3 protein-coding genes and 1 pseudogene are annotated in these 2,472 nt (G+C 57.7%); all 4 read right to left on the bottom strand.

Features of this window, described 5'->3' with window-relative positions; genetic code table 11:
- Nucleotides 1-1,162, bottom strand: a 1,162-nt coding sequence (locus C9413_RS31040) for a peptidase S41 (protein WP_170251400.1), incomplete at its 3' end; no start/stop codon positions are given.
- Between the two features lie 504 nt (nucleotides 1,163-1,666).
- Nucleotides 1,667-1,863 (bottom strand): annotated as a pseudogene (locus C9413_RS31035) (GMC oxidoreductase); the annotation flags it as partial.
- Between the two features lie 17 nt (nucleotides 1,864-1,880).
- A complete protein-coding gene (locus C9413_RS31030; RefSeq protein ID WP_318299991.1) occupies nucleotides 1,881-2,030 on the bottom strand; it encodes a hypothetical protein in 150 nt (49 codons plus the stop codon).
- A gap of 208 nt (nucleotides 2,031-2,238) precedes the next feature.
- On the bottom strand, nucleotides 2,239-2,388 hold the full coding sequence (locus C9413_RS31025) for a hypothetical protein (RefSeq protein ID WP_017957033.1): 150 nt from the start codon (nucleotides 2,386-2,388) through the stop codon (nucleotides 2,239-2,241).
- Nucleotides 2,389-2,472 lie beyond the last annotated feature (84 nt).

The following is a 2,472-nucleotide window of genomic DNA, read 5'->3' as shown; positions in this document are numbered from 1 at the left end:
TCCGACCCTTGACATACTTGCCCTCGGACCAGAACTGGCCGCCATCCCCCATCGGTTCGCCGACTAGATGGCCCTCGTCGCCTCCCTGTCCCTTAAGCATGGCCGCGGTCGTAATGCCGGCAGAGAAGGTTGCCCTCCCGACAAGCACGAACACACGTCCGTCGCGCGGCACAAGTCGAGGTATCGCCCGGGAAAACAGGATCGTGTTGAAGAAGTCGCCGCCATTGTTCAGGCGGAGGTCGACGATGATGTGCTTGGGCTGCATCGGCAGGATTTTGTCGAGGACAACGCCGGCGAACTTGTCCGGCAGGGGCGTTTCGTCGATGCTTCTTGCCATGTCGTTACGGATGTAGAGCACCTTCTTGGAATCATCGAGGAAGCGCGCCACATCATTGCGCTTGCCATAGATCGGCGGCAGCTCCTTGCGGCCGTCGAGCAGATGGCGCCAGCGTCCCGGCAAGTCCGGATCGTCGGGAATAAGCACGGAATAGCCCCTGTTCAGGCTTGCCTTGCGCTCATCGCCGGGATCTTCGCCTTTCGTAGGCGCAAGCTCGACGATCTCCGTCCGTCCATCGTCAAACTGCAAGGTCAATGGAACGTGGTCCGTGCCGTCGACGGCGCCGATCTGCTCAAGGACGGCGGGCGCAACCAGATAGCCGGGGGAGAGAAAACGAATCCGCTGGTCCGTGCCGGGAAGGTAGGCGCGCACCCGGTCGAGCGCTTCCTGCGTTGTTAGGGAGCCGATTCCGTCGATTCGTGCGCCAAGCAACCATTCGAAATCCGGGTGAGTCTTGACGATATAAAGCCCATCGGAAAACGACCACACGCGTACGGGAAGGTCGGCGCCAAGCAAAGTCCCGACATTGGCGTTGGTGTGTCCGTTGCGCGCGATGGCCACGGCCTTCATCACTTCGAGCGCGAACTCTTCCGGCTCCAGATCTTCCACCGCAGAGGCGGTCTCATCAAGATGCCGGCCGAACGCCACCCTCTGGCTGTCGCTGAAGCTTTTATCCAGCGGAGCCCATTTCTCTTTTAAAAAGGTAAGATCCTCTCGCATCTGGGGCGGCGTCAATTTTACATCAGCCGCCTGCGCAAAACCGGTAACAGCTAGCGTGAGGGCCACCGCGGCAGTTCGAGGGAGTGCGAGCCATCCTGGGGACATACGTGCTTTCCTCTAGTTCGAATTCAGGCGGTCTTCGCCGCCACATTAATCATGACGATCGGGTTCGCGGGCTTGCGACAATTGTGCGCGAAAAAATCGGAAAGCCATTCAGTGCGATCCGCATCGGCGTGCGCCTGATGCGAGGCGTATCTTGCTGGGCAAGCCCGTAGGCGGCATTGCGAAATGGCCATAACTGTGGTCACTCGTGATGCCCGTTATGCTTCCGCGTTGAAGCGAGAGGGGTGCACAGAACATCGAAATCGACATTCGCGATGTGAGCGGGCTTCACGATGTTTTCCACAGTGGCCGCCGTGCGTTCCCTTCTGAACCCGCCGACAGATCCTCCACAGACAATATGCGTGGAAAGGAAGGTCCCATGGCGCCTACCTAGAATTTTCACTAAGAAATCCAGCTGGATTTCTGGCCCAAATAAGGCCGTCGGCGGTTCGATTCCACTCAAGACCTGGTGTAATCGGGCAGTTGCTCATCTGCGTTAGAGCCTTTTTAAGAGGAATACTCTTCTCCATCAACGAGATGACGGCAGGCGCAAAGGGTCAGGGCCATGACGGTGAGGGTGGTGCCGGCAACTCCACTGCCGGGGAAGGCGCTGGCGTCGGTGACGATGAGGTTAGGCGCGTCCCAAACTTGGCAGCGCCCATGCACATGGTTTTGCGGAACCATGTCCGAAACATGAAGCGGGTGGAGCCTGGGTCAGCTCTCAGTGCAATTCACCAATGAGGTCGCCTCCCTCAATGGAAATAGCCTCGACGGCAATGAGCACATCGCCCGGCCCGCAGGCAGGATCCGGCATATCGACATATTCAAGAACGGCCGGAACACCAGGGTTGCCATAGACTGCAGCCTTCATCTGTTCTTCCTTTTCCGTAACTGCACGGGCTAACTGTCATTCTCCGATGAACCCAATTTGCAGCGCTCAGCCCAATCTGCTGAATTCCACTGATAAGGGATTGCCCAGCGATTGCGGGGCCAGATCGCGGTCGTCCCGCCCCTGCCGGGCGCCATTTGCATTGCTAAAAGGCAAGACGCCTGTAAACGCTTCAGTCCTTCGATAGTTGCTATAGCGGCTGAGCTTCCCGCTTGAAGAAATAATGAAAGACGAAATGCGCTGGTGAAACGACCGCAACTAATTCCCACCCGGCGTCACCAAGTTCGTTCATCTGCTGGTTATCGAGTGTCTTGTCGACTGTCAGGTATTCCCATTTCATGATGGACCTCGTTTATTGCTGTGACCGATTGCCTGGGACAGGGAAGTGCTTTTTCAGGGCGCCGTGGTCTGTGCTGTGTGGCTC

This window comes from Rhizobium sp. SEMIA 4085 (genome assembly GCF_013004495.1).
GTDB classification, from domain to species: domain Bacteria; phylum Pseudomonadota; class Alphaproteobacteria; order Rhizobiales; family Rhizobiaceae; genus Rhizobium; species Rhizobium gallicum.
This window is presented reverse-complemented; position numbering and strand designations above follow the sequence as displayed.